Source organism: Streptomyces kryoterrae (assembly GCF_054072135.1).
The window spans coordinates 3,892,058-3,914,455 of record NZ_CM133358.1 but is presented as its reverse complement, the minus strand read 5'-3'; the positions used below and the strand labels follow the sequence as shown (position 1 = coordinate 3,914,455).

Sequence of the window (22,398 nt, the reverse complement as noted above, 5' to 3'; positions counted from 1 at the left end):
CGCCACGGTCCCCCGGGTGTCGTCCCGAACCCCTGAACCGCGAAGGAGGCGGGCCGCCGTGACGGTCGCCGTACAGACCACGCCCGCACCGGCAACGGCACCGGCAGCATCCGCGTCCCGGACACGCGTCGCCGGCGTCACCGTCGTGCGCCACCTCTCCCGGGGCGGCCTGCTCAGCCTCGCCGCCCTGCTGCTCGGCGTCACCGCACAGCTGCTGCTGGTCAGCGGCATCCAGCAACACAGCGCCCAGCAGGCCGCGTTCGACGCGCTGCGCGACCAACTCGCCCAGGGCACCGCCCCGGTGGCGCAGGTCGACCAGGAGGGCAGGCTGCTCGCACCGGGCACACCGGTCGCGCTGATCGACGTACCCGCCCTGCACCTGTCCCAGGTCGTCCTGGAGGGCACCGACTCCGCCGTGCTGACCGACGGCCCCGGTCACCGCCGGGACACCCCGATGCCCGGTCAGGCCGGCACCAGCGTGCTGATGGGCCGAGCCGCGGCCTACGGCGGCCCCTTCGGGCAGCTGGCCGACCTCGCCGCAGGAGACACCTTCACCGTCGTCACCGGCCAGGGCAAGGCGAAGTACCAGGTCACCGGCGTACGGCGGGCCGGTGATCCGGCGCCCGCCGCCCTCGCCGCCGGGAAGGGGCGCCTGGTGCTGGTCACCGCGACCGGCCCGCGCTTCATGCCGGACGGTGTCCTGCGCGTCGACGCGGACCTGGTGTCCGCGCCCGCCGAGACCCCGGCCGCCGTCATCCGCTCCGGCACCCTGCCGCACGCAGAGGAGCCCCTCGCCCGTCCCTCCGGGGTGCCCTGGCCGCTGGTGATGTGGCTCCAGGCCCTGCTGCTCGCGGCGGTCGCCGCGGTGTGGACCTGGCACCGGTGGGGCCGGCACCAGACGTGGATCGTCTTCGCCCCGGTCGTCGCCGTCCTGGGCCTCCAGGTCGCCACCCGCGCCACCGAGCTGCTGCCGAACCTGCTGTGAGCCTCGCGGCAACGCCTTCCGCGCCCGACTTCTCCGACACGAGGTACCCGACGTGACCGACGCCCTGACCGAATCCCTGACCGATTCCGTGACCGACACGGTCGTCCTGCCCGCCGTGCCGGCTTCGACTCCGGCGCCGGCCGGTGCGGCCACCGTGCCCGCCACGCTCGAAGCCCGCGCCGTCGCGGCCTGGTTCGGCAGCCACCAGGTGCTCAGCCGGGTCTCCCTCACCATGCCCGCCGGTCAGGTCACCGCGCTCATCGGTCCCTCCGGCTGCGGCAAGTCGACGTTCCTGCGCACGCTCAACCGTATGCACGAGATGATCCCGTCGGCGGCGCTGGCGGGCGAGGTGCTCCTCGACGGCGAGGACATCTACGACCCGTCCTGGCGGCTGACCGACGCGCGGCGCCGGATCGGCATGGTCTTCCAGAAGCCGAACCCGTTCCCCGCCATGTCGATCTACGACAACGTGGTGGCGGGCCTGCGGCTGACCGGAGCGCGTACCGGCCGCCGCGAGAAGGACGAGATCGTGGAGGAGTCGCTGACCCGGGCGGGCCTCTGGAAGGAGGTGCGCGACCGGCTCCGCCAGCCCGGCGGCGCGCTCTCCGGTGGTCAGCAGCAGCGCCTGTGCATCGCCCGCGCGCTCGCCGTACGCCCCCGGGTCCTCCTCATGGACGAACCCTGCTCGGCCCTCGACCCCACCTCGACCCGACGCGTCGAGGAGACGATCCACGAACTCGCCGGCCAGGTGACCGTCGTGATCGTCACCCACAACATGCAGCAGGCCGCCCGCGTCTCCCAGCAGTGCGCGTTCTTCCTCGCCGAACAGGGCACACCCGGCGGCATCGTCGAACACGGATCCACCGACGACGTGTTCGGCACCCCGCAGGACCAGCGCACGGCGGACTACGTGGCGGGCCGCTTCGGCTGAGCCCCCGAGCGGGCCGACCACGTGGCCGATTTCTGGGCCCAGGAGAAAATTTCCGGAATCCCTTCAACCTTTCCGCCCCGAGCGCGCTCAAGAACAGGTGAGACACAGACCTGTGAGCGTGTGAGGGGCGTGATGCGTATGAGGCACGTGTGCCTTTACGGCATGTGAGCTCCACAGCCATACGCAGGACGGGAAAAGGGAGAGTGGATGTCGGCGACGATCCGGCAGCGGGACTTCGAGGAGTACGCGCGCACGGGCCGGCGCGGCTGTACCGGACCGCGTATGCAGGAGGCGAACCACGCGGCGGAGGACGCGGCCGGAGAAGGGACGGACTCCACGGGCGAGGCCTCCCCCGCCCCGCCCGCCACACCCGAACCGTTCACCGCCGAGCCCTCCAGAGCCGAGCCCTCCAGCGCCGAGCCCTCCAGCGCCGAGCCCTCCTCGGCGACCGACGCGAGCAGTACCGACAGCACGAGCGAGACAGGCGGTTCCCCCCGATGAGTGAGCAACGACGTGCGGTGAACGGGTCGCGCCGGCTGAGCGCGTTACGACGGCGGCAAAGGCGCCGGACCCGTATCGGGGCGATCGGCGCCACGGTCTGCCTCGCCGCGCTCGGTACGGCGGCGGTGCCGGTACTCCTGCCCCGGCTGCTGCCGGACACCGCGTCGCAGGCCCGCGCCCCGGAGGTGGTCCTGACACCGGCCGAGCCCACCCCGGCGGCCACTGGGACGGACGGCACGAGCCCGCCCCCCGACGACTCCACCGCCGCCGGGTCCCCCGAGGCCTCCGAGTCGCCCAGGTCCCCCGCCGCCGGCCGCACTTCCGGATCCGGGAAGGGCTCTTCCACGCAGCCCACCATCCCCGCGTCCGGCCCCGGCACCTTCCGGACGGCCCCGCTCACCGGCACCGGGCCCGCCTCCGGAACCCCCTTCCGCGTCCAGGTCGAGGACGGCGCGGGCGTCGACCCGGCGGACGCCGCCCGGCAGATCGGCGTCATCCTGGGCGACCGGCGGGGCTGGGGCAGGGCGGGCGCCGGCTTCCGCCAGGTCACCGGGCCGGAAGCCGAGTTGACGTTCCGCGTCGCCACCGCGAAGACCACGGACAAGCTGTGCAACGTGCGGCAGCCGGAACACCTCGGGGAGGTCAACTGCCGTGCGGGAACCGACGTGGTGATCAACCTCAAGCGCTGGCAGCTCGGATCCCCCGAGTTCGACGGACCGCCGGTCGAGTACCGAGCCCTGATCGTCAACCACGAGGTCGGCCACTGGCTCGGCCACGGCCACGAGACCTGTCCGGGTCCCGGCCGCCCGGCGCCCGCGATGATGCAGCAGATCGACGGTCTCAAGGGCTGCAGGTCCAACGCCTGGCCGTACGACACCCAGGGCCGCTACCTGAGCGGCCCCGCCGTGCCCTGAGCCGGCGGGGCCGAGTCCGCGCTACGGGCCTACGGGGCTACAGAACCGATCTCCGTATCGCACCGCATCCGCCGGTCCGCGCCCAACTCCCTGACCGCGCCCACCAGTCGCACGCGCGCCGCATACCGTACGTCAGCACTCGACGCCGCCAACCGCAGCTCCAGCACCCCCGGTTCGACGATCCTGCGCCCCGAGCGGTCCGTGAACGCCGACAGGTCCGCGTGGAAGCGGAACGTCACCCGGCTCGCGGCCCCCGGCGCCAACTCCAGCCGCACGTAACCGATCAGGCGGACGTCCGGCCGGGTCACCGAGGCCACCGGGTCGTGCAGATACAGCTGCACGACCTCCGCCCCGGCCCGCGCGCCCGTGTTGCGCACGGTCACGGACACCTCGTACGAACCGTCCGTCCCGATCTCCGCCGGACCCCCCTCCGCGAAGTCCTCCCAGCGGAAGGAGGTGTAGGAGAGCCCGTGCCCGAACGGGTAGAGCGGTGTCGGGTCCAGGCTGCTCACCCCGCCCGCCAGCCCCAGCGGCGGCTGGAGGTACGTCCACGGCTGGCCCCCGCGCTCCCTCGGCACACTCACCGGCAGCCGGCCCGACGGGGTGACGCGGCCCGACAGCACTCCCGCGACTGCCGGGCCGCCCTCCTCCCCGGGAAAGAACGCCTGCACGGAGGCCGCCAGCCGCCCGTGCCAGCGCCCGAGCGCGTACGGGCGGCCGGTGAGCAGGACGAGCACCACCGGCACCCCCGTCGACACCAGCGCGTCCAGCAACTCGGCCTGTACGCCCGGCAGTTGCAGCTCCGCCACATCGCAGCCCTCGCCCGACGTACCCCCGCCGAACAGGCCCGCCCGGTCACCCAGTACCGCCACGCACACATCCGCCTCGGCGGCCTTGGCCACCGCCTCCTCGAAGCCCCCGGTGTCCGGCTCCGAGGTGGCGCAGCCCTCCGCGAACGTCACCTTGGCGTCCGGGAGTTCGGCGCGCAGGGAGTCCAGGAGCGTGGGGATGTCCACGCCCACCGGGGTCTCCGGATGGCTGGGCAGGACATGCGACGGGAACGAGTAGCAGCCCAGCATCGCCAGCGCGTCCGCCGCCCTCGGCCCGACCACCGCGATCCGGGTGTCCGGGGCCAGCGGGAGCAGCCCGTCCGGGTTGTCCAGCAGCACCACCGACTCCTGGGCCAACCGGCGGGCCAGCGCGCGGTTTCCGGCCGAGTCCAGGTTGATCGGCCCGCCGTCCGGCTCCGGCCGCCAGTCCTCGTCCAGCAGGCCCAGCTCGCACTTCTGCGTCAGCACCCGGCGCGCCGCCCGGTCCACCAGCGACTCCGGTACGTCTCCCGCCCGTACCGCAGTCACCAGCGCGTCGCCGTAGCTCGCGAACGACGGAAGTTCGACATCGATGCCGGCCGCCAGGGCGAGGTGCGCCGCCTCGGCCGGCGTACCGGCGACCCGGTGCAGGGACTCCAGGAAGCTGATGCCGAAGTAGTCCGAGACCACGGTTCCCGTGAACCCCCATTCCTCACGCAGGAGTTGGGTCAGGAGATACGGGTCGGCCGAGGCCGGGACGCCGTCCGTCTCGTTGTAGGCCGCCATCACCGAACGCGCCCCGCCCTCGCGCAGCGCCATCTCGAACGGGGGGAGCGTCACGTCCGCGAACTCCCGCGCGCCCGCCCGTACCGGCGCCAGATTGCGGGCGCCGGCCGAGGACGCGTACCCCGCGAAGTGCTTCAGCGTGGCGATGATCCCCGCCGACTCCAGGCCCCGCACATACGCCGACCCGATCGTCCCCACCAGATACGGGTCCTCGCCGATCGTCTCCTCGACCCGGCCCCAGCGCAGATCCCGTACGACGTCCAGGACCGGGGCGAGGCCCTGGTGCACGCCGACCGAGGCGAGGTCGTGGCCGATGCGCGTGGCCATCTCCTCCACCAGCTCGGGGTGGAAGGTGGCACCCCAGGCCAGCGGGACCGGGTACGCCGTCGCACGCCAGGCCGTGAAGCCCGCCAGGCACTCCTCGTGGGCCAGCGCGGGGATGCCGAAGCGGCTCGCTTCGACGATCCGGCGCTGGGCGCGGGCCAGTGCCTGCGCGCCCAGCGGCGGGTCCACGGGGGCCGTGCCGAAGGGGCGCGTGAGCTGGCCCAGACCTCGGGTGATCAGCTCGTCCCACTCGTAGTCGGCGGTCAGGTCGTGCTGGTGCGGGGCGACCCCGTGGCCGTCCGTCGAGGCGCCCACCCACACGCCGTACAGCTGGGCGGTCTTCTCCTCCAGGGTCATCCGGGAGAGCAGGTCGTCGACGCGGGCGTCGGCGCACAGGGCGCGGTCACGCCAGGGAGCCGTGGTCATGAAACTCCTGTCAGAGAAGGTGAGTTCACCGGCGTCGCTTTCCGTCGGTTCCCGTCGGTTCACTTGCCGCCCACGCCCATCAGGCCGCCGATCAGTGCGCGCCGGGCCACCAGATAGACGGCGAAGATCGGGATGCCGGAGAGGACGACCGACGCGAGCAGGGCGGGGATGTTCACGCCGAACTGGCTCACGAAGTTGAAGAGGCCGAGGGTCAGGACCCGGGGTTCGTCGGACTGGGTGAAGATCAGCGGGAAGAGGAAGCCGTTCCAGGCCTGCAGGGCCGCGTAGATCACGACGGTGCTGATGCCGCCCTTGGCCAGCGGGACGGTCAGCTGGAACAGCATGCGCAGGGGAGAGGCGCCGTCGAGGGCCATCGCCTCGTACAGGTCCTCCGAGATGTCCCGCAGGGTGCCGGTGAGGACCAGCACCGAGACCGGCATCGCGAAGGCCGCCGTCGGCAGGATCACCGCCAACAGGCTGTCGTACAGGTCGAGTTTGGCGATGAGGAGGTAGAGGGGTACCACGACCGCCTGGGCCGGGATCGCCACCCCGAGCAGGAACAGCCGGAAGGCGGCGCCCGACCAGCGGGTCCGGGTGCGCACGGCCACGTACGCCAGCGGCACGCAGAGCACGAGGACGATCACCACGACCGTGACCGCGACGATCACCGTGTTGCTCAGCAGATGCCAGAAGCCCGAGTTGAGGACGGTGTTGTAGTTGTCGAGGGTCGGATCGGTGGGCGGCTTCAGGGGGTTGCCGGTGAGGGCCTTGTCGGGGCCGGTGAGCGAGGCCGACAGCATGGCGTAGATCGGGACGAGGACGATCACCAGCCAGACGATCGAGCCCAGGCCGGCCAGCGGGTTGGGACGCCGGGTCCAGTGCCTGCGCCGACGGCCGGCCGGCCGCCGCCCCGGTTGTTCCGGGCGCTTGCCGGCGGTCGTGGGACGAGGAAGCGTGTCGTGTGACACTCCGTCACATCCCTTCACGCGTACTGCGCATGCCGCCGAAGCCGGTCAGCCGGATGAGGATCAGGGACAGGCCGGTGGCGGCCAGCACGAGGGCGGAGGCGATGGCGCTCGCGTAGCCGAAGTCGTACGTCTTGAAGCCCGCCTCGTACATCAGGTACGGCAGGATCGCCGTGTCCGTGCCCGGGCCGCCCTTCGTCAGGATCAGCACCGTCTCGAAGTACGTCAGCGAACCGACGACGATCAGCACGGTCGACGTGGTGATCGTGTGCCGCAGTTGCGGGAGCGTGATCGAGAAGAACTGGCGGTAACGGCCCGCGCCGTCGATCGCCGCCGCCTGATAGAGGACCTGGGGGATCTGGCGGGCCCCGCCCTGGTAGATCAGCGTATGGAACGGGATGAACTGCCAGCCGCCGACGAACACGATCGCGAGGAACGCGCCGCTGGACGAGCCCAGCGTGTCCTTCTGGATGATGCCGAAGTTCGGGTCGAGCAGGGCGTAGAAGAGGACCGAGATGGCGGTCGAGGAGAGCAGGAACGGCACGAAGAAGATCGCCGAGAGGACGGCCCGGTTGCGTTGCCGGCCTGCCGCCCACACCCCGAGGAGGAGTGCCACGACGGTCTGGAACGCCCAACTCGCCGCGGTGAGAAGGACGGTGAGCGTGAGTGACTGCGTCAGCCGCGGATCGTCCAGCAGCTTCTGCCAGTTGGCGAGGCCCACCGGTTTCGGATCGCCGAGGCCGTCCCACTTGGTGAAGGAGAGATAGAAGGCCAGGCCCATCGGGACGACGGCGAAGAAGGCGAAGAAGAGCACCGCGGGGAGCGCCCAGACGGCGCCCGGCCGCCCGGCCCGCACCTTCCCCCGCTGAACCTTTTCGCCTCCGGAAGCGACCGTGACGCTCACTTCAGCCCCTTGCAGGCGGACACGAACTCACCGGGCGACGACTTGCCGGTGAACAGCTTCCCGATCTCCGTGTGCATCTTCGTGCCCAGCTCGTCGCCGAGCGCCTGGTCCCAGGAGAGCGTGAACGCGGGTGCCTGCTGGACCAGGTCGTACTGGAACCTGGCGTACTCGGGGTTGGGCGCGGAGGACAGCAGCGCCGCCGCGTTCGAGGTGGTCGGGACGTCGCCGAGGGCGACCAGGTCCTTCGCGTACGCCTCGGACGCGCAGTCCTTGAGGAACGCGATCGCCGCGTCCTTGTTCTGTGTGCGGGGGTTGATCGACCAGTAGTTGGTGGGGTTGCCGACGACGTTGCGGACGTCGCCGGTGCCGTCCTCGATCTTCGGGAAGGCCGCCCAGCCCAGGTTCGACTTGGCGAAGTCGGGGAACTTGCCGAGCTGCGTCGAGTACTCCCACGAGCCCATCAGATGCATCGCCGCCTTGCCCTTGGCGAAGACGGCCGGGGCACCGCCGTTGACGTACGACACCGAGGTGAACTTGGAGCCGAAGGCGCCGTCGTCGATGAGCTCCTTCACCATCTCGGCGGCCTTCAGGACGGCCGGGTCGCCCCAGCCCTCCGCGTCGCCGTCCTGGATGCGCCGGAAGACCTCGGGGCCGCCGATACGGTCCACCAGGTACTCCAGCCACATCAGTTCGGGCCAGAGGTCGGAGCCGCCGAGGGCGAACGGGGTGATCCCCGCCTTCTTCAGCTTGGTGTTGATGTCGAGCAACTGGTCCCAGGTGGTGGGCGGTTGGAGCTTCTGCTCGGCGAAGACGGTCTTGTTGTAGAAGAGGATCACCGGCTGCATACCGCGCATCGGTATGCCGTAGTGGCGGCCCCCCAGGTCCCCGGCGGCGAGTACGGAGGGCAGGAAGCCGTTCTTCAGCACCGGGTCGTTCTCGATGACGTCGGTCAGGTCGACGATCTTGTCGGCTTCCTGGTACGCCTTGATGGAGCCGCCGCCCCAGTTGAAGAAGACGTCCGGGGCGCTGGGCGACCCCATCGCCGTACGCAGCTTGGGCAGATAGTCCGAGCCCGGGATCTTCTCCAGCTTGACCTTGCCCTTGGCCGTCTTCGCCGCCGCCGACTTGTTGAACCGCGCGACGGCCGCCGCCTGGACCTTCACGGCGTCGTCCCCGTACACGAACGCGGTGATCGTGTCCCCGCCACCGCCCGAACCCTCACCCGAGCCGCAGGCGCTGAGGCCGGTGGTGAGCAGGGCGGAGGCTCCGGCACCGAGCACCCAGCGCCTGCTGAACCCCGTACCGGTGGACCCTGTGGACCGCCCTCTGTTCGACTCCATGACTGCACCTCTCGCGAATGTTCTGAACGAAACCTGAACGAGTCTCTGTACGAATCTTTCGGGTGGTACGTCGAATGTTCCGGGAATTTATGGGGGGACAGGGTCTTCGTCAAGAGGTCGCGCAGGGATACGATCGCCGCCATGAGACCCTCGAAATCCGTTGAAACGCAGACGACACCGCAGTCCACCCAGACCGCGACGCTCGCCGAGATCGCCCGCGAGGCAGGCGTCTCCGCTCCGACTGTTTCGAAGGTGCTCAACGGCCGCGCCGATGTCGCCCCCGGCACCCGGACCCGTGTCGAGGACCTGTTGCGGGCGTACGGCTACCGGCGCCGCCGCGCCGAGGCGACCCGCTCCCCGCTGATCGACCTGGTCTTCCACGAGCTGGAGAGCGCGTGGGCGATGGAGGTCATCCGGGGGGTGGAGAACGCGGCGCGGGAGGAGGGGCTGAGCGTCGTCCTCTCCGAGAGCGCGGGCCGTCTCACCCCGGGCCGCACCTGGGCCGACCAGGTCGCGGCGCGCCGTCCGCACGGCGTGATCCTCGTCCTGTCCGGCCTCGACGAGTCCCAGCGGGCGCTGCTGACCAGCCGCTCCATCCCGTTCGTGGTGATGGACCCGGCGGGCGACCCCGGCGACAACGTGCCCTCGGTCGGCGCGACCAACTGGCAGGGCGGTCTGGCGGCCACCCGCCACCTCGTCGAACTGGGCCACACCCGCATCGCGTCGATCAGCGGCCCCTCCCGGATGATGTGCAGCCGGGCCCGCGTCGACGGCTACCGCGCCGCGCTGGAGACGGCCGGCCTGCCGGTCGACCCCGCCCTGCTCAAGGTGGGCGACTTCCACCACGAGACGGGCTACCGCGCCGGCCTCGAACTCCTGCGTTCCCCGGACCGCCCGACCGCCGTCTTCGCCGGCAACGACCTCCAGGCCCTCGGCCTGTACGAGGCAGCCCGCGAACTCGGCCTGCGCATCCCGGAGGACCTGAGCGTCGTCGGCTTCGACGACCTGCCGATCGCCCGCCTGGTCGGCCCCCCACTGACGACCGTCCGCCAGCCCCTGATGGAAATGGCGGAGACGGCGGCCAAACTGGTCCTGAATCTGGGCAGGGAGGACGGCACGTCGGGGGCGACCAGGGTTGAGCTGGCAACGAGCTTGGTGGTGCGCAACAGCACGGGAGCACCGCCAGCGGTCTAGAGCGGGACAGTGCAGTCCACCGGCGGCCGAAACATGGGCCTACCAGCGGCACAACTGTATTGACGAGTGACGCGAGGCCCCCCAAACTGCACCGAAGTCAATCGGTTGAACAGCCGAAACTTTCGGAGGCACCCGCAATGAGCCCCTCCAGAACAGCATTACGCCCACGTCTGCTCGCGCTCCTCGCAGCCGCAGCCACCAGCGCCACCCTGCTCCTCGCCGGGACGGCAACCGCGGCGGAACCCCCACTGCGTGACCTCGCCACCACCAAGGGCAAGGTCATCGGCACCGCCGTCACCGGCTCAAAACTCACCGGTACGTACGGCGACCTGGCCGGCGCCCAGTTCAACTCGCTCACTCCCGGCAACGCCATGAAGTGGGAGTCCGTGGAGCCCAGCCGGGGTACGTACAACTGGACCGAGGCCGACCAGATCGTCGCCTTCGCCCAGGCGCACAACCAGCAGGTACGCGGCCACACCCTGGTCTGGCACAGCCAGAACCCGGGCTGGCTGGCCAACGGCACCTGGACACCGGCCCAGCTGAGCACCGTCCTCCAGGACCACATCACCACCGAAGTCACGCGCTACAAGGGCAGGTTGGCGGCCTGGGACGTGGTGAACGAGCCGTTCAACGAGGACGGCACCTACCGCTCGACGCTGTGGTCCACCAACCTCGGCACCGACTACATCGCGCAGGCCCTGACCTGGGCACGGGCGGCCGACCCGACGGCGAAGCTCTACGTCAACGACTACAACGTCGAGGGCGTCAACGCGAAGAGCACGGCCCTCTACAACCTGGTCAAGTCCCTGAAGGAGCGCGGGATCCCGATCGACGGAGTGGGCCTGCAGGCGCACCTGATCCTCGGTCAGTACCCCTCGACCCTCCAGCAGAACATCCAGCGGTTCGCCGATCTGGGCGTCGACGTGGCGATCACGGAACTCGACATCCGTATGCAACTACCCGCCACGGACGCCAAGTTGACCCAGCAGGCGGCCGACTACAAGTCGGTCATGGACGCCTGTGTGGCCGTGACCAGGTGCGTCGGCGTGACGGTCTGGGGTTTCACGGACTCCGACTCATGGATCCCGGACGTGTTCGACGGATACGGCGCGGCGACCCCGTACACGGAGAGCTTCGCCCCGAAACCGGCGTACTACGCCATCGCCCAGTCGCTCGGCGGCACCCCTTCGACGGAGGGCTGCACGGCGACGTACAGCGTCCCGAACCAGTGGAACTCCGGGTTCACCGGGCAGGTGACGATCGCCTGTTCCGCGGGCCGGTCGCTGTCGTCGTGGAAGGTGAGCTGGACGTACGGCGCGGGCCAACGGGTCGCACAGGCCTGGAACGCCGCCTGCACCCAGTCGGGGGCGGCGGTGACCTGCGTGAACGCCTCGTACAACGGGACGGTGCCGAGTGGCGGCTCGGTCAGCTTCGGGTTCAACGGGACATGGAGCGGGAGCAACCCGCTACCGACGGTAACGCTGGGGTGATCCCGGTCTGATTTTGGGCTGAGAAGCGTGAGATTCTCCGAAGAATCCCGGGCCGGCGCCCCTGCGCGTAATAATTCGGACGTACGTTCCTCCGTGTGACGGGAGACGAAGAGAAGACGTCGGATGACGACGGGGGCGCGGAAAGACAGGTGGGCCGACGGTCGTCGCGCTGGATGAAGGCCGTCGGTTTCACGCTGGCAGGCACCCTGGTGATCGCGGCCGCAGGCGCGGGTTATGCCTACTGGCACCTGAACCGCAACATCAAGAGCGTCGACATCAACAGCGCGCTCGGCGACAACCGCCCGGCCAAGACGCAGTCACTGCCCTCGGCAGGCGCGTCCGCCTCGGCGTCACCGTTGCCGAGCGAGGCGCTGAACATCCTGGTCCTGGGGTCGGACTCGCGCAGCGGCAAGCGCAACCAGGCGCTCGGCGGTGGCAGCAGCGAGGGCGCGCGGTCCGACACGGCGATGGTCGTCCACCTGGACGCGGGCCGCACGAAGGCGACGATCGTGAGCATCCCGCGCGACACGCTGGTCACGCGCCCGTCCTGCCCCCTGGCGGACGGGGGTTCGACGGCGGAGGCGTACGGCGTCATGTTCAACACGGCGTACTCGGTCGGCGGCCCGGTCTGCGCGGTCAAGACGGTGGAGGCGATGACGAACGTCCGCATGGACCACTATCTGGAGGTCGACTTCGCCGGCTTCGCGGACCTGGTGGACGCGCTGGGCGGCGTCACGGTCACCACCGACGAGGACATCCACGACGAGGACAGCCACCTCGACCTGAAGGCGGGCGAACACCACCTCGACGGCACCAAGGCGCTCGCCCTCGCCCGCACCCGGCACGGCATCGGCGACGGCAGCGACCTGGGCCGAATAGGCCTCCAGCAGACCCTGGTCAAGGCCCTCCTCCAGCAGATCTCCTCGACGAACCTGCTGACCAGCCCGGCCAGGCTGTACAAGGTCGCCGACGTGGCCACGGCCGGCCTGACCACGGACACCGGCCTGAACTCGCTCAGCGAGCTGATGAGCCTGGGCCAGAGCCTCCAGGGCCTGTCGGCGGACGAGCTGAAGACGGTGACGATGCCGGTGGTGACGGCGGCATCCGACGCCAACCGGGTGGTGGCCCAGCAGCCGGAGGCGGCGGAGTTGTGGGCGACCTTGCGCTGAGGGCCTTGCGGCGCGGGGGGATGCCTCTGAGCTGCGGAAACGACCCCGGGGAAAGATTCCCGAAGAAATTTCCGCAGCTGTGTCGATCCGGGTCCTCCCCGTTCGACGCACAGGTGAGAGCCCGGAAAGGAACCGGGCCCCGCCCAAGGAGGAACCCCATGCCCCGCTATCTCTCCCTCGTACAGATCGACGAAGCCACCGTCCCCGCCGAGGGCCCCAGCCCGGAGCTGATGCAGCGCATGGGCGAGCTGATCGAGGAGGTCACCAAGGCCGGGGTGATGCTCGACACGGCCGGTCTCACGCCCGCCGCGCAGGGCACCCGCGTGCACTGGCAGGACGGAAGGATCTCGGTCACCGACGGCCCCTTCACCGAGTCCAAGGAGGTCGTCGGCGGCTACGCGATCATGCAGTGCAAGGACAGGGCCGAGGCCCTGGAGTGGACCAAGCGCTTCCTGAAGGTGCACGAGGAGCACTGGACGGTCACCTGTGAGGTGCGGGAGATCGCGGAGGGCTGAGCGAACCGCTCGTCACCCCCGCTCTCCCAGCCTCCTTGGCCGATCGCCGCCGACGGTGTCTGATGGTGGGCTGTGACCCAGCAGCCCACCTCCGACTCCGACTCCGCGACCGAGCGATCAGTCGAGACGGTCTTCCGCCTCGAATTCCCCCGCATCATCGCGGCCGTCACGCGCACCGTCCGGGACATAGGCATCGCCGAGGAACTGGCCCAGGACGCCCTGGTCGCGGCCCTCGAACAGTGGCCCCGCGACGGCGTCCCCGACAACCCGGGCGCCTGGCTCATGGCCACCGCCAAGCACCGCGCCATCGACCTGGTCCGCCGCCGCGAGACGTACGCCGGCAAGCTGGCGGAGATCGGCCGGACCCTGGAGACGACCGCCCCGCCGGTCGAGCCGTCCGCCCCCGACGACATCGACGACGACCTGCTCCGCCTCGTCTTCACCGCCTGCCACCCGGTGCTGTCCGCCGAGGCCCGCATCGCCCTCACCCTCCGCCTCCTCGGCGGCCTCACCACCCCCGAGATCGCCCGCGCCTTCCTGGTCCCCGAGGCCACCGTCGCCCAGCGCATCGTCCGCGCCAAACGGACCCTCGCGACGAAGAACGTCGCCTTCGAGGTCCCGTACGGCCCACAGCGCGAGGCCCGTCTCGGCTCGGTCCTGGAGGTCATCTACCTGATCTTCAACGAGGGGTACGCCGCCACAGCCGGCGACGACCTGCTGCGCCCCGCCCTCTGCGAGGACGCCCTGCGGCTGGCCCGTGTGCTGTCGGGCCTGATGCCCAAGGAACCCGAAGTGCACGCGCTGACAGCCCTGTTGGAGCTCCAGGCGTCCCGTTCGTCGGCCCGCACCGGCCCGAACGGCGAACCGGTACTCCTCAAGGACCAGAACCGCTCCCGCTGGAACCGCATGCTGATCGCCCGCGGCTTCACGGCCCTGGCCCGAGCGGAAGCGGCCGGCGCCACGACAACCACGTCAGGCCCGGGCCCGTACGCCCTCCAGGCCACCATCGCCGCCTGCCACGCCCACGCCCACTCCTACGACGACACGGACTGGCCCCGCATCGCCGCGCTGTACGCGGCACTCGCCGCCCGGTCCCCGTCCCCCGTGGTGGAGTTGAACCGAGCGGTGGCCGTCTCGATGGCGCAAGGCCCGGCCCCCGCCCTACGCGTCATCGACACCCTCATGACCGAACCGGCCCTGCGCGACTACCACTTGCTCCCCAGCGTGAGAGGCGACCTGCTCCTGCGCCTCGGCCGCGCGAAGGAGGCCAGAGCCGAATTCCTGCGAGCAGCGGACCTGACCCAGAACGCACGCGAACGGGACCTGCTACGAGCCAGAGCGCAGGAGTGCGGCTGAGCTTTCAGGGGCGTGGCAAGCCCTCACCGGGCCCGCGGTGGACGAACCGCCCAACCGGCGGAGCTCACCGCGCGGGGTGGCCGATCAGCATCGCCGGCGCCCCCGCCACCCGGGTAAGAAAAACCGTCGCCGAGTTGGGCCCCCGAGGCTTCACCATCTTCCGGAGCTCCTCGGGCTCGACGGCCGACCCCCGCTTCTTCACGGTCAGCACCCCGACCCCCCGCTCCCGCAACAACGCCTTCAACTTCTTGACCCCGAACGGCAGTCGGTCGGTGATCTCGTACGCGGAGGCGTAGGGCGTGGCCCGCAGCTCATCCGCCGTCACATAGGCGATCGTCTCGTCGAGGAGCCCCCCACCGACCTCCTCGGCCACCTCCGCCACCAGATGCGCCCGGATGACGGCGCCGTCGGGCTCGTACAAGTACCGCCCCACCGCACGTACTTGAGGATCCGGCAGCCCCCGACCGGCCAGAACACGCGGCCCCGGCAGCAGAGTCGCCCGCACGACCCCCGGCTCGGTCCCGAACCACAGCACCGCTTCCTTCACGTCCCCGCCGTCCGAGATCCACTCGGCCCCCGCGTCGGAGGGAATCGCCTCGTGCGGCACACCGGGGGCGATCTTCAGCGCGGCCAGCGGAGCCTTCCGCGCCGCCCCCGTGGCCCACGACAGGGGCGGTGAGTACGCCTCGGGATCGAAGATCCTCCCGCGCCCGCCCCGCCGCCCCGGATCGACGAACACGGCGTCGTACGAGGACGTGTCGACGTCGGTGACGTCCGCCTCCCGCACCTCCACCAGATCCCCGATCCCCAGCGCCTCGACGTTCGCGCGCGCGACGGCGGCCGTGAGCGGATCCCGGTCCACGGCGAGGACGCGGATCCCGGCCCGGGCGAGCGCGAGGGCATCGCCCCCGATCCCGCAGCACAGGTCGGCGACGGAGGTCACGCCCAACTCCCTGAACCGGCCCGCCCGGTACGCGGCCACGCTCGCCCGCGTCGACTGCTCGACCCCGTTCGGCGTGAAGAACATCCGCCCAGCGTCCCCGGCACCGAACTTCGCCACCGCCCGCTGCCGCAACCGTTCCTGTCCCAGCGCCGCCGAGACCAGTTCGGCGGGGTGCGCGCGGCGCAGCCGGGTGGCGACGGCCAGTTCACGGGCCGGCTCGGTACCGCGCACCTCGTCGAGGAGGGCGCGGCCCTCGGGGGTGAGGAGGGCGGCGAAGGCGGAGAGGGGTGCGGCGAGGTCGTTCACCGGGTCATTGTGGGCCAGCCGGTGGACGGCGTGCTTCCGGTGGCGGTGTCGGCCAGCTTCCTCGGTCCCGCCCTGGGAAGATCCGACACCATGCGATCAGTAGGACAAAAATACAAAAACGGGTCTATTTTCCGTGCTGGGATCGCCGCGCTCGCCGTGGCCACCCTCGCCTCCGGCTGCGCGGAAGGCGGCCCGGAACGGGGCGCGAAAGACGGTGCCCCGCCGAAGAACGTCCGCCCTGCCCCCGGCCAGGAACTGCGCCTGAACGCACCCCCGGCGCGCGCCCTCGACGCGTACGCCCGGAAGCTGCGCCGCACCTACGCGGCCCGCGCGGCCACGGCCAGGCGCTGGGGCCTGGCCGAGCCCCCGCTGACCGCACCCCCGCCCCCCGCCCGCAAACCGAGGCTCACCACCCGCAAGGGCTTCGAGGTGGACGACCACGAGGAACGCGGCCTGCCGCCCGTCTTCACCACGATCCCGACCCGCGACAAAATCGTCTTCCTCACGATCGACGACGGCGCCGAGAAGGACCCGGCGTTCCTGCGGATGATGAGCGACCTGAAGATCCCGTACACCGCCTTCCTCAGCGACTACCTGGTCAAGGAGGACTACGGCTACTTCAGGAAGATGCGCGACCTGGGCGTCGTACTCAACAACCACACCCTCCGCCACCGTTACCTGCCCGCCCTCTCCTACGAACGCCAGAAGACCGAGATCTGCGGCATGCAGGACGTGATCAAAAAGCGGTTCGGCACCCGCCCGACCCTCTTCCGCCCGCCCTACGGCAACTACGACGAGGACAGCCTGCGCGCGGCGAAATCGTGCGGCGTGAAGCACGTACCCCTCTGGAACGAGGAGGTCTTCGCCGACCACTGGGACTACCGCGAGTGGGACCGGGACATCCACCCCGGCGACATCGTCCTCAGTCACTTCCGCGGCAAGGGCGAGGGGAAGGGCACGATGCCCGACATGGTCCGCCGCTTCATGAAGCTCGTCACCGCCAAGGGGTACGCGGTGGCCCGCCTGGAGGACTACCTGTGACCGCGCGCCCGCTGGCCGCCGCCGCCCTCGCCGCCGTGCTCCTGGCGGCGACCGTCGCCGGCTGCGCCCCGTCCGTGGACCCCATCGAACGGCTCGGCAGGAAGGCGGCCCACGCGGCCCGGCAGGCCGCCCGTACGTCCTCCCCGGCCGGCGACGCACACGCGTACCGCCGCTGGGGCCTGTCGTCCCCCGTGCCCCTGGCCCCGCCCCCGTCGCCCCGCCCCCGGATCCACGCGGCGGGCCCCGGCCTCCCCCCGGTCGTCGACCGCGTCCCGACCCACGACAAGGTCGTCTTCCTCACCTACGACGACGGCGCCGAACGCGACCCCCGGTTCGTCGACCTGGTACGCGAACTGCGGCTCCCGGTCAGCATGTTCCTCACGGACAGCGTCGTGGGCCCGGGCTACGCACACTTCGCCCGCCTGCGCGAGGTCGGCGCGAACATCCAGAACCACACCCTGGACCACCAGTCCCTACGAGGCCTGCCGTACGCCGGCCAGCGCGCCGAGATCTGCGGCCAGCAGGACAAACTCCGGGAACGCTTCGGCCTCCGCCCCCGCCTCTTCCGCCCGCCCTACGGCACCTACGACCCGACCACCCTGAGGGCGGCCGGGGACTGCGGGGTCTCGACGGTGGTCCTGTGGACCGAGGGGGAGCGCCTCCGGGCGGGCGACATCCTCCTGGTGGGCCCGGACGACGACCTGGACGGCACTCCCCTGGTCGAGCGGACGGTGAGGCTGCTCCGCGAGGTCCAGGAGAGGGGGCTCGGCGTGGGCCGCCTGGAGGACTACCTCTGACGTCCGGGGTCGAGCCGGTCCAGAGGTGGCCTCAGGGGCCGGTCGGCGGGGCGACGACCAGCTCGGTGCCCGGGTCGTGGTCGTGGTCGGTCTGCGGAGGGCCGGCGACGATCATGGTGGCCCGGGCCCACGGCTGTTCGCGCAGCATGAACGGCAGTTCCTCCAGCAGCCAGTTCGCCACGTGCTCCCGCTGCTCGGGGGAATCACCGTCGCGGACGGCCAACAGGCGCTGCTGCTCGTCGAGGTCACCCTGCATCCACACCGAGGCGTCCAGCCACGGGGCGAGCTCCTCGCGGATGATGCCCGTGCCCTCGACCCAGACGAAGTCGCCACCGGCGGGGACGGTGATCGATCCGGGCCGGTCGTGCCGGATCCAGGCGTCGGGGCGGAAGCCCACCGCCTCACCCCGGTGCAGGGGGCGCAGGACGTTCTCGACGAGCACGGCGCCCCAGTCGAAGCAGGCGTGGTTCCAGGCGATGTCATCGGTGTGCACGACGGCGGAGCCGGGCGCCGCGCCGCGCAGCAGCTCGGCCAGGGTCGTCTTGCCGGCGCCGCCCCGGCCGTCGATCGCGATCACCCGGGGACGTCCGGTGACGTCCGGCGTCGCATCGCGCAGCTGCCGGACGGCGTCGGGCACGGCCACCACGCGCCAGCCGACGGCCTCGGTCTCGCCCGGACGCAGCCGCATCGCCACCCTGTCTTCGACCCCCTTCGCCACGTCCCACGAGCACCGGAAACCCCGCACGACCGACGACGCGATTGGCACTCCGCTTGACCGAGTGCTAATCGCAGTCATAGTCTCAGGTCTGGCACTCCCCACTGGAGAGTGCCAATAGCGACGGGCAGGTCCGGCACCCGCGACGACGGATCGACCTGGTCGCCACCTCAGACAGTTAACCCCGTGAGATCTCCGAAGGGGGAGGTCGGATCGTGACGACCACCAGCTCCAAGGTTGCCATCAAGCCGCTCGAGGACCGCATTGTGGTCCAGCCGCTCGAAGCTGAGCAGACCACGGCCTCTGGCCTGGTCATTCCGGACACTGCCAAGGAGAAGCCCCAGGAGGGCGTCGTCCTGGCTGTTGGCCCGGGCCGCTTCGAGAACGGCGAGCGGCTTCCGCTCGACGTGAAGACCGGCGACATCGTGCTGTACAGCAAGTACGGCGGCACCGAGGTGAAGTACAACGGCGAGGAGTACCTCGTCCTCTCGGCTCGCGACGTGCTCGCGATCGTAGAGAAGTAATTCACCCGGTTTTAACAGCATTGCAGTGAACTGCGCCCCTGGCCCCCGCGACTCTCAACAAGCCGGGTGCCGGGGGCGCGGTTCGTTCACCCAAGTTTTCCGAGAGGGCTGAACCGCTCCTATGGCGAAGATCCTGAAGTTCGACGAGGACGCCCGTCGCGCCCTTGAGCGCGGCGTCAACAAGCTTGCCGACACTGTCAAGGTGACGATCGGCCCCAAGGGCCGCAACGTCGTCATCGACAAGAAGTTCGGCGCTCCCACCATCACCAACGACGGCGTCACCATCGCCCGCGAGGTCGAGCTCGACGACCCGTACGAGAACCTCGGCGCCCAGCTGGTGAAGGAGGTGGCGACCAAGACCAACGACATCGCGGGTGACGGTACGACCACCGCCACCGTGCTGGCCCAGGCGCTCGTCCGCGAGGGCCTGAAGAACGTCGCCGCCGGCGCCTCCCCGGCCGCCCTGAAGAAGGGCATCGACGCGGCGGTCAAGGCTGTGTCCGAGGAACTCCTCGCGACCGCCCGCCCGATCGAGGAGAAGTCCGACATCGCCGCCGTGGCCGCGCTCTCCGCGCAGGACACACAGGTCGGCGAGCTCATCGCCGAGGCGATGGACAAGGTCGGCAAGGACGGTGTCATCACCGTCGAGGAGTCCAACACCTTCGGCCTGGAGCTGGACTTCACCGAGGGCATGGCCTTCGACAAGGGCTACCTGTCCCCGTACATGGTGTCCGACCAGGAGCGTATGGAGGCCGTCCTCGACGACCCGTACATCCTGATCCACCAGGGCAAGATCGGCTCCATCCAGGACCTGCTGCCGCTGCTGGAGAAGGTCATCCAGACCAACTCCTCCAAGCCGCTGCTGATCATCGCCGAGGACGTCGAGGGCGAGGCCCTGTCGACCCTGGTCGTGAACAAGATCCGCGGCACCTTCAACGCGGTCGCGGTCAAGGCCCCCGGCTTCGGTGACCGCCGCAAGGCGATGCTCGGCGACATGGCCGCGCTCACCGGCGCCGAGGTCATCGCCGAGGAGGTCGGCCTCAAGCTCGACCAGGTCGGCCTCGACGTGCTGGGCACCGCCCGCCGCGTCACCATCTCGAAGGACGACACGGTCATCGTCGACGGCGGTGGCGACAAGGGTGCCGTGGCCGGCCGGGTCAACCAGATCAAGGCCGAGATCGAGAACACCGACTCCGACTGGGACCGCGAGAAGCTCCAGGAGCGCCTCGCGAAGCTGGCCGGCGGCGTGTGCGTAATCAAGGTCGGCGCCGCCACCGAGGTGGAGCTGAAGGAGAAGAAGCACCGTCTCGAGGACGCCATCTCCGCGACCCGCGCCGCGGTCGAAGAGGGCATCGTCTCCGGTGGTGGCTCCGCGCTCGTCCACGCCGTGAAGATCCTCGAGGGCAACCTCGGCAAGACCGGCGACGAGGCGACGGGTGTCGCGGTCGTCCGCAAGGCCGCCGTCGAGCCGCTGCGCTGGATCGCCGAGAACGCCGGCCTGGAGGGTTACGTCATCACCGCCAAGGTCGCCGAGCTCGACAAGGGCCAGGGCTTCAACGCCGCGACCGGCGAGTACGGCGACCTGGTCAAGCAGGGCGTCATCGACCCGGTCAAGGTCACCCGCTCCGCCCTGGAGAACGCGGCCTCGATCGCCTCCCTCCTCCTCACGACCGAGACCCTGGTCGTCGAGAAGAAGGAAGAGGAAGAGTCGGCCGCCGGTGGCCACGGTCACGGCCACTCCCACTGAGCCAACAGCTCACGCGGCACGAAGAAACCCCCCGTTCCTGGCTGGAACGGGGGGTTTCTCCCTTCGCGGGCGGTCAGATGATCCCCGTACGCACGCGCCCCAACTGCTCTGCCCTCTGCTGCTCTCTACTGCTCCAGCGAGTCCAGCACTCCGAGCTGTCCCATCAGCCCCAGCCGGTCGTACTCCCACCAGCCCTCGGCGATCTTCCCGTTCGTGTCGAACCGGTGGATGGTCGCGCCGGTCATCGAGGCCTTCCTGCCACTGTTGGGAATCCCGAGGAAATCGCCCCGCTGGGTCCCGTTCCACGTCCACCGCGTGCAGACCCGGTCACCCTGGGCGATCTGCTCGTGCACGGTGAACGCGAAGTCGAAGCCCTCGCGCCACATCTGCATCTCGCGCCGGGCCGCGTCCAGCCCGACGACATCCTGCTCGTTGGACGGGTCGTGGTCGTGGTAGCTCTCCACGAACAGGTCGTTGAGCGGGGGCAGTTCACCATGGGTGGCGATCACCTCGAAGAACCGCCGCGCGGTGTCCGCGCACAACTGCTCGTCCCGCACCACGTCCAGATCCGTGAACGTCGGCATCTCGTCGCACAGGGCGACCATCTCCCGGAAGATCCTGTCGGTCTCGGGAAGGTTCGAGTTCCGCATCGCCTCCTCGTACGACGGGAACTCCACGATCTCGACGAAGTGCGACGAGTCCGAGAGATCCTTGCCCATCAGCGTGTGCGTCGCGCTCCGCTTCCCCCTGGTCTGTTCCACCCAGGAGTCCATCAGCCGGTTCATCTCGTCGAACCGACTGGTTCTGCAGTCAATCAGCTGTACGAATGTCATGGCGCCGCCTCCGGCCCCCCTGGGTCCGGTACCTCTCTCCATACTCCCACCGGAGCCGCGGCACCACCTCCTCCACCAAGACCGGTACAGATCTCACCGAGGCCCGTACTTCCGCCCCGTCTTCGACGAGATCCCGCCGAGCAGCGCCCTGGGCGTCACCTTCACCACTCCCATCAGCGCCTTGTAACGCGGATCCGGAATCGACAGCGACTTGCCCCGGGACAGATCGGCGAGCGCCGCGGCCACCAACTTGTCCGCGTCCAGCCACATCCAGTTCGGGATGTTGTCGGTCCCCATCCCGGCCCGCTCGTGGAACTCCGTGCGCACGAAACCGGGAGCCAGCGCCATCAGCCGCACCCCGCTCCCCGCCAGGTCCTTCGCCGCCCCCTGGGTGAACTGCACGACCCACGCCTTCGACGCCCCGTACGTACCCCGCGGCACGAAGGCGGCGACGGACGCCACATTGACGACACCCCCGCGCCCCCGCTCCCGCATGGCCTCGGCCGCCGCACTGGTCAGCCGCAGCACCGCCTCGCAGTGCACCTTGAGCATTTTCAGCTCGTCCGCCATCGACACGTCGAGATAGCGGCCCTTGTTGCCGAAGCCGGCGTTGTTCACCAGCAGGTCGACGGGATTCTTGCGATCGCCGAGACGAGCGGCCACCGCCTCGATGCCGGCGTCCGTCGCGAGGTCGGCGCTCAGCACCTCCGCCTCGATGCCGTGCCGGTCGTGCAGTTCGGTCGCCTGCTCGCCGAGCCGCTTGGCGTCGCGCGCCACCAGGACGAGGTTGTGGCCGTCGGCCGCCAGCCGCCGCGCGAACGCGGCACCGATTCCCGCGGTCGATCCCGTAATCAGAGCCGTTGTCATGGCGCAAGATTAGTGA

21 protein-coding genes are annotated in these 22,398 nt (G+C 70.3%); 13 read left to right on the top strand and 8 right to left on the bottom strand.

The genetic code is table 11. The features are described 5' to 3' along the window. The first annotated feature begins 58 nt into the window (after window positions 1-58). The 4 genes from ACW4TU_RS16600 (at window position 59) to ACW4TU_RS16585 (ending at window position 3,331) form a co-directional block, all read left to right on the top strand. Complete coding sequence (locus tag ACW4TU_RS16600) at window positions 59-985, top strand: sortase (protein WP_457428593.1); 927 nt, start codon at window positions 59-61, stop codon at window positions 983-985. Between the two features lie 154 nt (window positions 986-1,139). Continuing rightward, complete coding sequence (gene pstB, locus ACW4TU_RS16595; RefSeq protein ID WP_457430155.1) at window positions 1,140-1,916, top strand: phosphate ABC transporter ATP-binding protein PstB; 777 nt, start codon at window positions 1,140-1,142, stop codon at window positions 1,914-1,916. Between the two features lie 207 nt (window positions 1,917-2,123). Next, a complete protein-coding gene (locus ACW4TU_RS16590; protein WP_457428592.1) occupies window positions 2,124-2,417 on the top strand; it encodes a hypothetical protein in 294 nt (97 codons plus the stop codon). After that, complete coding sequence (locus ACW4TU_RS16585; RefSeq protein ID WP_457428591.1) at window positions 2,414-3,331, top strand: DUF3152 domain-containing protein; 918 nt, start codon at window positions 2,414-2,416, stop codon at window positions 3,329-3,331. Before ACW4TU_RS16590 ends, ACW4TU_RS16585 begins: the two co-directional genes overlap by 4 nt. A gap of 29 nt (window positions 3,332-3,360) precedes the next feature. On the opposite strand, the gene ACW4TU_RS16580 is transcribed toward ACW4TU_RS16585, so the two are convergent. From ACW4TU_RS16580 to ACW4TU_RS16565, 4 genes are read right to left on the bottom strand one after another with little or no spacing between them, the layout of a single operon-like run. Beyond that, window positions 3,361-5,676, bottom strand: a complete 2,316-nt coding sequence (locus ACW4TU_RS16580; protein WP_457428590.1) for a beta-xylosidase/alpha-l-arabinosidase — start codon at window positions 5,674-5,676, stop codon at window positions 3,361-3,363. A gap of 59 nt (window positions 5,677-5,735) precedes the next feature. Next, the gene (locus tag ACW4TU_RS16575; RefSeq protein ID WP_457428589.1) at window positions 5,736-6,644 is read right to left on the bottom strand and encodes a carbohydrate ABC transporter permease; all 909 of its coding nucleotides are present in this window, start codon (window positions 6,642-6,644) and stop codon (window positions 5,736-5,738) included. A gap of 4 nt (window positions 6,645-6,648) precedes the next feature. Next, complete coding sequence (locus ACW4TU_RS16570; RefSeq protein WP_457428588.1) at window positions 6,649-7,545, bottom strand: carbohydrate ABC transporter permease; 897 nt, start codon at window positions 7,543-7,545, stop codon at window positions 6,649-6,651. Continuing rightward, a complete protein-coding gene (locus tag ACW4TU_RS16565; protein ID WP_457428587.1) occupies window positions 7,542-8,885 on the bottom strand; it encodes an ABC transporter substrate-binding protein in 1,344 nt (447 codons plus the stop codon). The genes ACW4TU_RS16570 and ACW4TU_RS16565 overlap by 4 nt, the downstream gene beginning before the upstream one ends. Before the next feature lie 141 nt (window positions 8,886-9,026). Between ACW4TU_RS16565 and ACW4TU_RS16560 the strand changes: the two genes are divergently transcribed. The 5 genes from ACW4TU_RS16560 to ACW4TU_RS16540 all read left to right on the top strand — a co-directional run bounded on the left by ACW4TU_RS16560 (window position 9,027) and on the right by ACW4TU_RS16540 (window position 14,609). Continuing rightward, window positions 9,027-10,079: a LacI family DNA-binding transcriptional regulator gene (locus ACW4TU_RS16560; protein ID WP_457428586.1), complete on the top strand. Its 1,053-nt coding sequence runs from the start codon at window positions 9,027-9,029 to the stop codon at window positions 10,077-10,079. 137 nt (window positions 10,080-10,216) lie between these two features. Next, window positions 10,217-11,569: a glycoside hydrolase family 10 protein gene (locus ACW4TU_RS16555; protein WP_457428585.1), complete on the top strand. Its 1,353-nt coding sequence runs from the start codon at window positions 10,217-10,219 to the stop codon at window positions 11,567-11,569. Between the two features lie 95 nt (window positions 11,570-11,664). After that, window positions 11,665-12,738, top strand: coding sequence for an LCP family protein (locus tag ACW4TU_RS16550; RefSeq protein WP_457428584.1), 1,074 nt, complete (start codon window positions 11,665-11,667; stop codon window positions 12,736-12,738). Between the two features lie 158 nt (window positions 12,739-12,896). Continuing rightward, window positions 12,897-13,253 carry a YciI family protein gene (locus tag ACW4TU_RS16545; protein ID WP_457428583.1) on the top strand — a complete coding sequence of 119 codons (357 nt, stop codon included), beginning with the start codon at window positions 12,897-12,899 and terminating at the stop codon, window positions 13,251-13,253. 72 nt (window positions 13,254-13,325) lie between these two features. After that, window positions 13,326-14,609 (top strand): RNA polymerase sigma factor, encoded by a 1,284-nt coding sequence (locus ACW4TU_RS16540; protein WP_457428582.1) that lies wholly within the window; start codon window positions 13,326-13,328, stop codon window positions 14,607-14,609. Between the two features lie 64 nt (window positions 14,610-14,673). Here the strand turns inward: ACW4TU_RS16540 and ACW4TU_RS16535 are convergent, their stop codons facing one another. After that, entirely contained in the window at window positions 14,674-15,858 is a 1,185-nt protein-coding gene (locus ACW4TU_RS16535; RefSeq protein ID WP_457428581.1) for a class I SAM-dependent methyltransferase, read from the bottom strand. A 90-nt stretch (window positions 15,859-15,948) separates the two neighbouring features. Between ACW4TU_RS16535 and ACW4TU_RS16530 the strand changes: the two genes are divergently transcribed. Next, window positions 15,949-16,899, top strand: coding sequence for a polysaccharide deacetylase family protein (locus ACW4TU_RS16530; RefSeq protein WP_457428580.1), 951 nt, complete (start codon window positions 15,949-15,951; stop codon window positions 16,897-16,899). Next, window positions 16,896-17,696, top strand: a complete 801-nt coding sequence (locus tag ACW4TU_RS16525; protein ID WP_457428579.1) for a polysaccharide deacetylase family protein — start codon at window positions 16,896-16,898, stop codon at window positions 17,694-17,696. The genes ACW4TU_RS16530 and ACW4TU_RS16525 overlap by 4 nt, the downstream gene beginning before the upstream one ends. A 31-nt stretch (window positions 17,697-17,727) precedes the next feature. Here ACW4TU_RS16525 and ACW4TU_RS16520 read toward each other — a convergent pair whose 3' ends face one another. Continuing rightward, the gene (locus ACW4TU_RS16520; RefSeq protein ID WP_457428578.1) at window positions 17,728-18,414 is read right to left on the bottom strand and encodes a hypothetical protein; all 687 of its coding nucleotides are present in this window, start codon (window positions 18,412-18,414) and stop codon (window positions 17,728-17,730) included. Window positions 18,415-18,626: 212 nt separating this feature from the next. Between ACW4TU_RS16520 and groES the strand changes: the two genes are divergently transcribed. Together groES and groL are read left to right on the top strand one after the other, a co-directional pair. Next, entirely contained in the window at window positions 18,627-18,935 is a 309-nt protein-coding gene (gene groES / locus ACW4TU_RS16515) for a co-chaperone GroES (RefSeq protein ID WP_006377800.1), read from the top strand. Between the two features lie 121 nt (window positions 18,936-19,056). Continuing rightward, window positions 19,057-20,682, top strand: a complete 1,626-nt coding sequence (gene groL / locus ACW4TU_RS16510; protein WP_457428577.1) for a chaperonin GroEL — start codon at window positions 19,057-19,059, stop codon at window positions 20,680-20,682. A gap of 125 nt (window positions 20,683-20,807) precedes the next feature. On the opposite strand, the gene ACW4TU_RS16505 is transcribed toward groL, so the two are convergent. Both ACW4TU_RS16505 and ACW4TU_RS16500 read right to left on the bottom strand, forming a co-directional pair. After that, window positions 20,808-21,515 (bottom strand): ester cyclase, encoded by a 708-nt coding sequence (locus ACW4TU_RS16505; protein ID WP_457428576.1) that lies wholly within the window; start codon window positions 21,513-21,515, stop codon window positions 20,808-20,810. A 93-nt stretch (window positions 21,516-21,608) separates the two neighbouring features. Beyond that, the gene (locus ACW4TU_RS16500; RefSeq protein ID WP_457428575.1) at window positions 21,609-22,382 is read right to left on the bottom strand and encodes an SDR family NAD(P)-dependent oxidoreductase; all 774 of its coding nucleotides are present in this window, start codon (window positions 22,380-22,382) and stop codon (window positions 21,609-21,611) included. Window positions 22,383-22,398: the final 16 nt, after the last annotated feature.

What these genes read in the sequence shown, in the direction of transcription:
- ACW4TU_RS16590 (WP_457428592.1), top strand. Translation starts at nt 2,124, where the DNA reads ATGTCGGCGACGATCCGGCAGCGGGACTTCGAGGAGTACGCGCGCACG.
- ACW4TU_RS16585 (WP_457428591.1), top strand. Translation starts at nt 2,414, where the DNA reads ATGAGTGAGCAACGACGTGCGGTGAACGGGTCGCGCCGGCTGAGCGCG.
- ACW4TU_RS16580 (WP_457428590.1), bottom strand. Translation starts at nt 5,676, where the DNA reads ATGACCACGGCTCCCTGGCGTGACCGCGCCCTGTGCGCCGACGCCCGC.
- ACW4TU_RS16565 (WP_457428587.1), bottom strand. Translation starts at nt 8,885, where the DNA reads ATGGAGTCGAACAGAGGGCGGTCCACAGGGTCCACCGGTACGGGGTTC.
- ACW4TU_RS16560 (WP_457428586.1), top strand. Translation starts at nt 9,027, where the DNA reads ATGAGACCCTCGAAATCCGTTGAAACGCAGACGACACCGCAGTCCACC.
- ACW4TU_RS16555 (WP_457428585.1), top strand. Translation starts at nt 10,217, where the DNA reads ATGAGCCCCTCCAGAACAGCATTACGCCCACGTCTGCTCGCGCTCCTC.
- ACW4TU_RS16545 (WP_457428583.1), top strand. Translation starts at nt 12,897, where the DNA reads ATGCCCCGCTATCTCTCCCTCGTACAGATCGACGAAGCCACCGTCCCC.
- ACW4TU_RS16530 (WP_457428580.1), top strand. Translation starts at nt 15,949, where the DNA reads ATGCGATCAGTAGGACAAAAATACAAAAACGGGTCTATTTTCCGTGCT.
- groL (WP_457428577.1), top strand. Translation starts at nt 19,057, where the DNA reads ATGGCGAAGATCCTGAAGTTCGACGAGGACGCCCGTCGCGCCCTTGAG.
- ACW4TU_RS16505 (WP_457428576.1), bottom strand. Translation starts at nt 21,515, where the DNA reads ATGACATTCGTACAGCTGATTGACTGCAGAACCAGTCGGTTCGACGAG.
- ACW4TU_RS16500 (WP_457428575.1), bottom strand. Translation starts at nt 22,382, where the DNA reads ATGACAACGGCTCTGATTACGGGATCGACCGCGGGAATCGGTGCCGCG.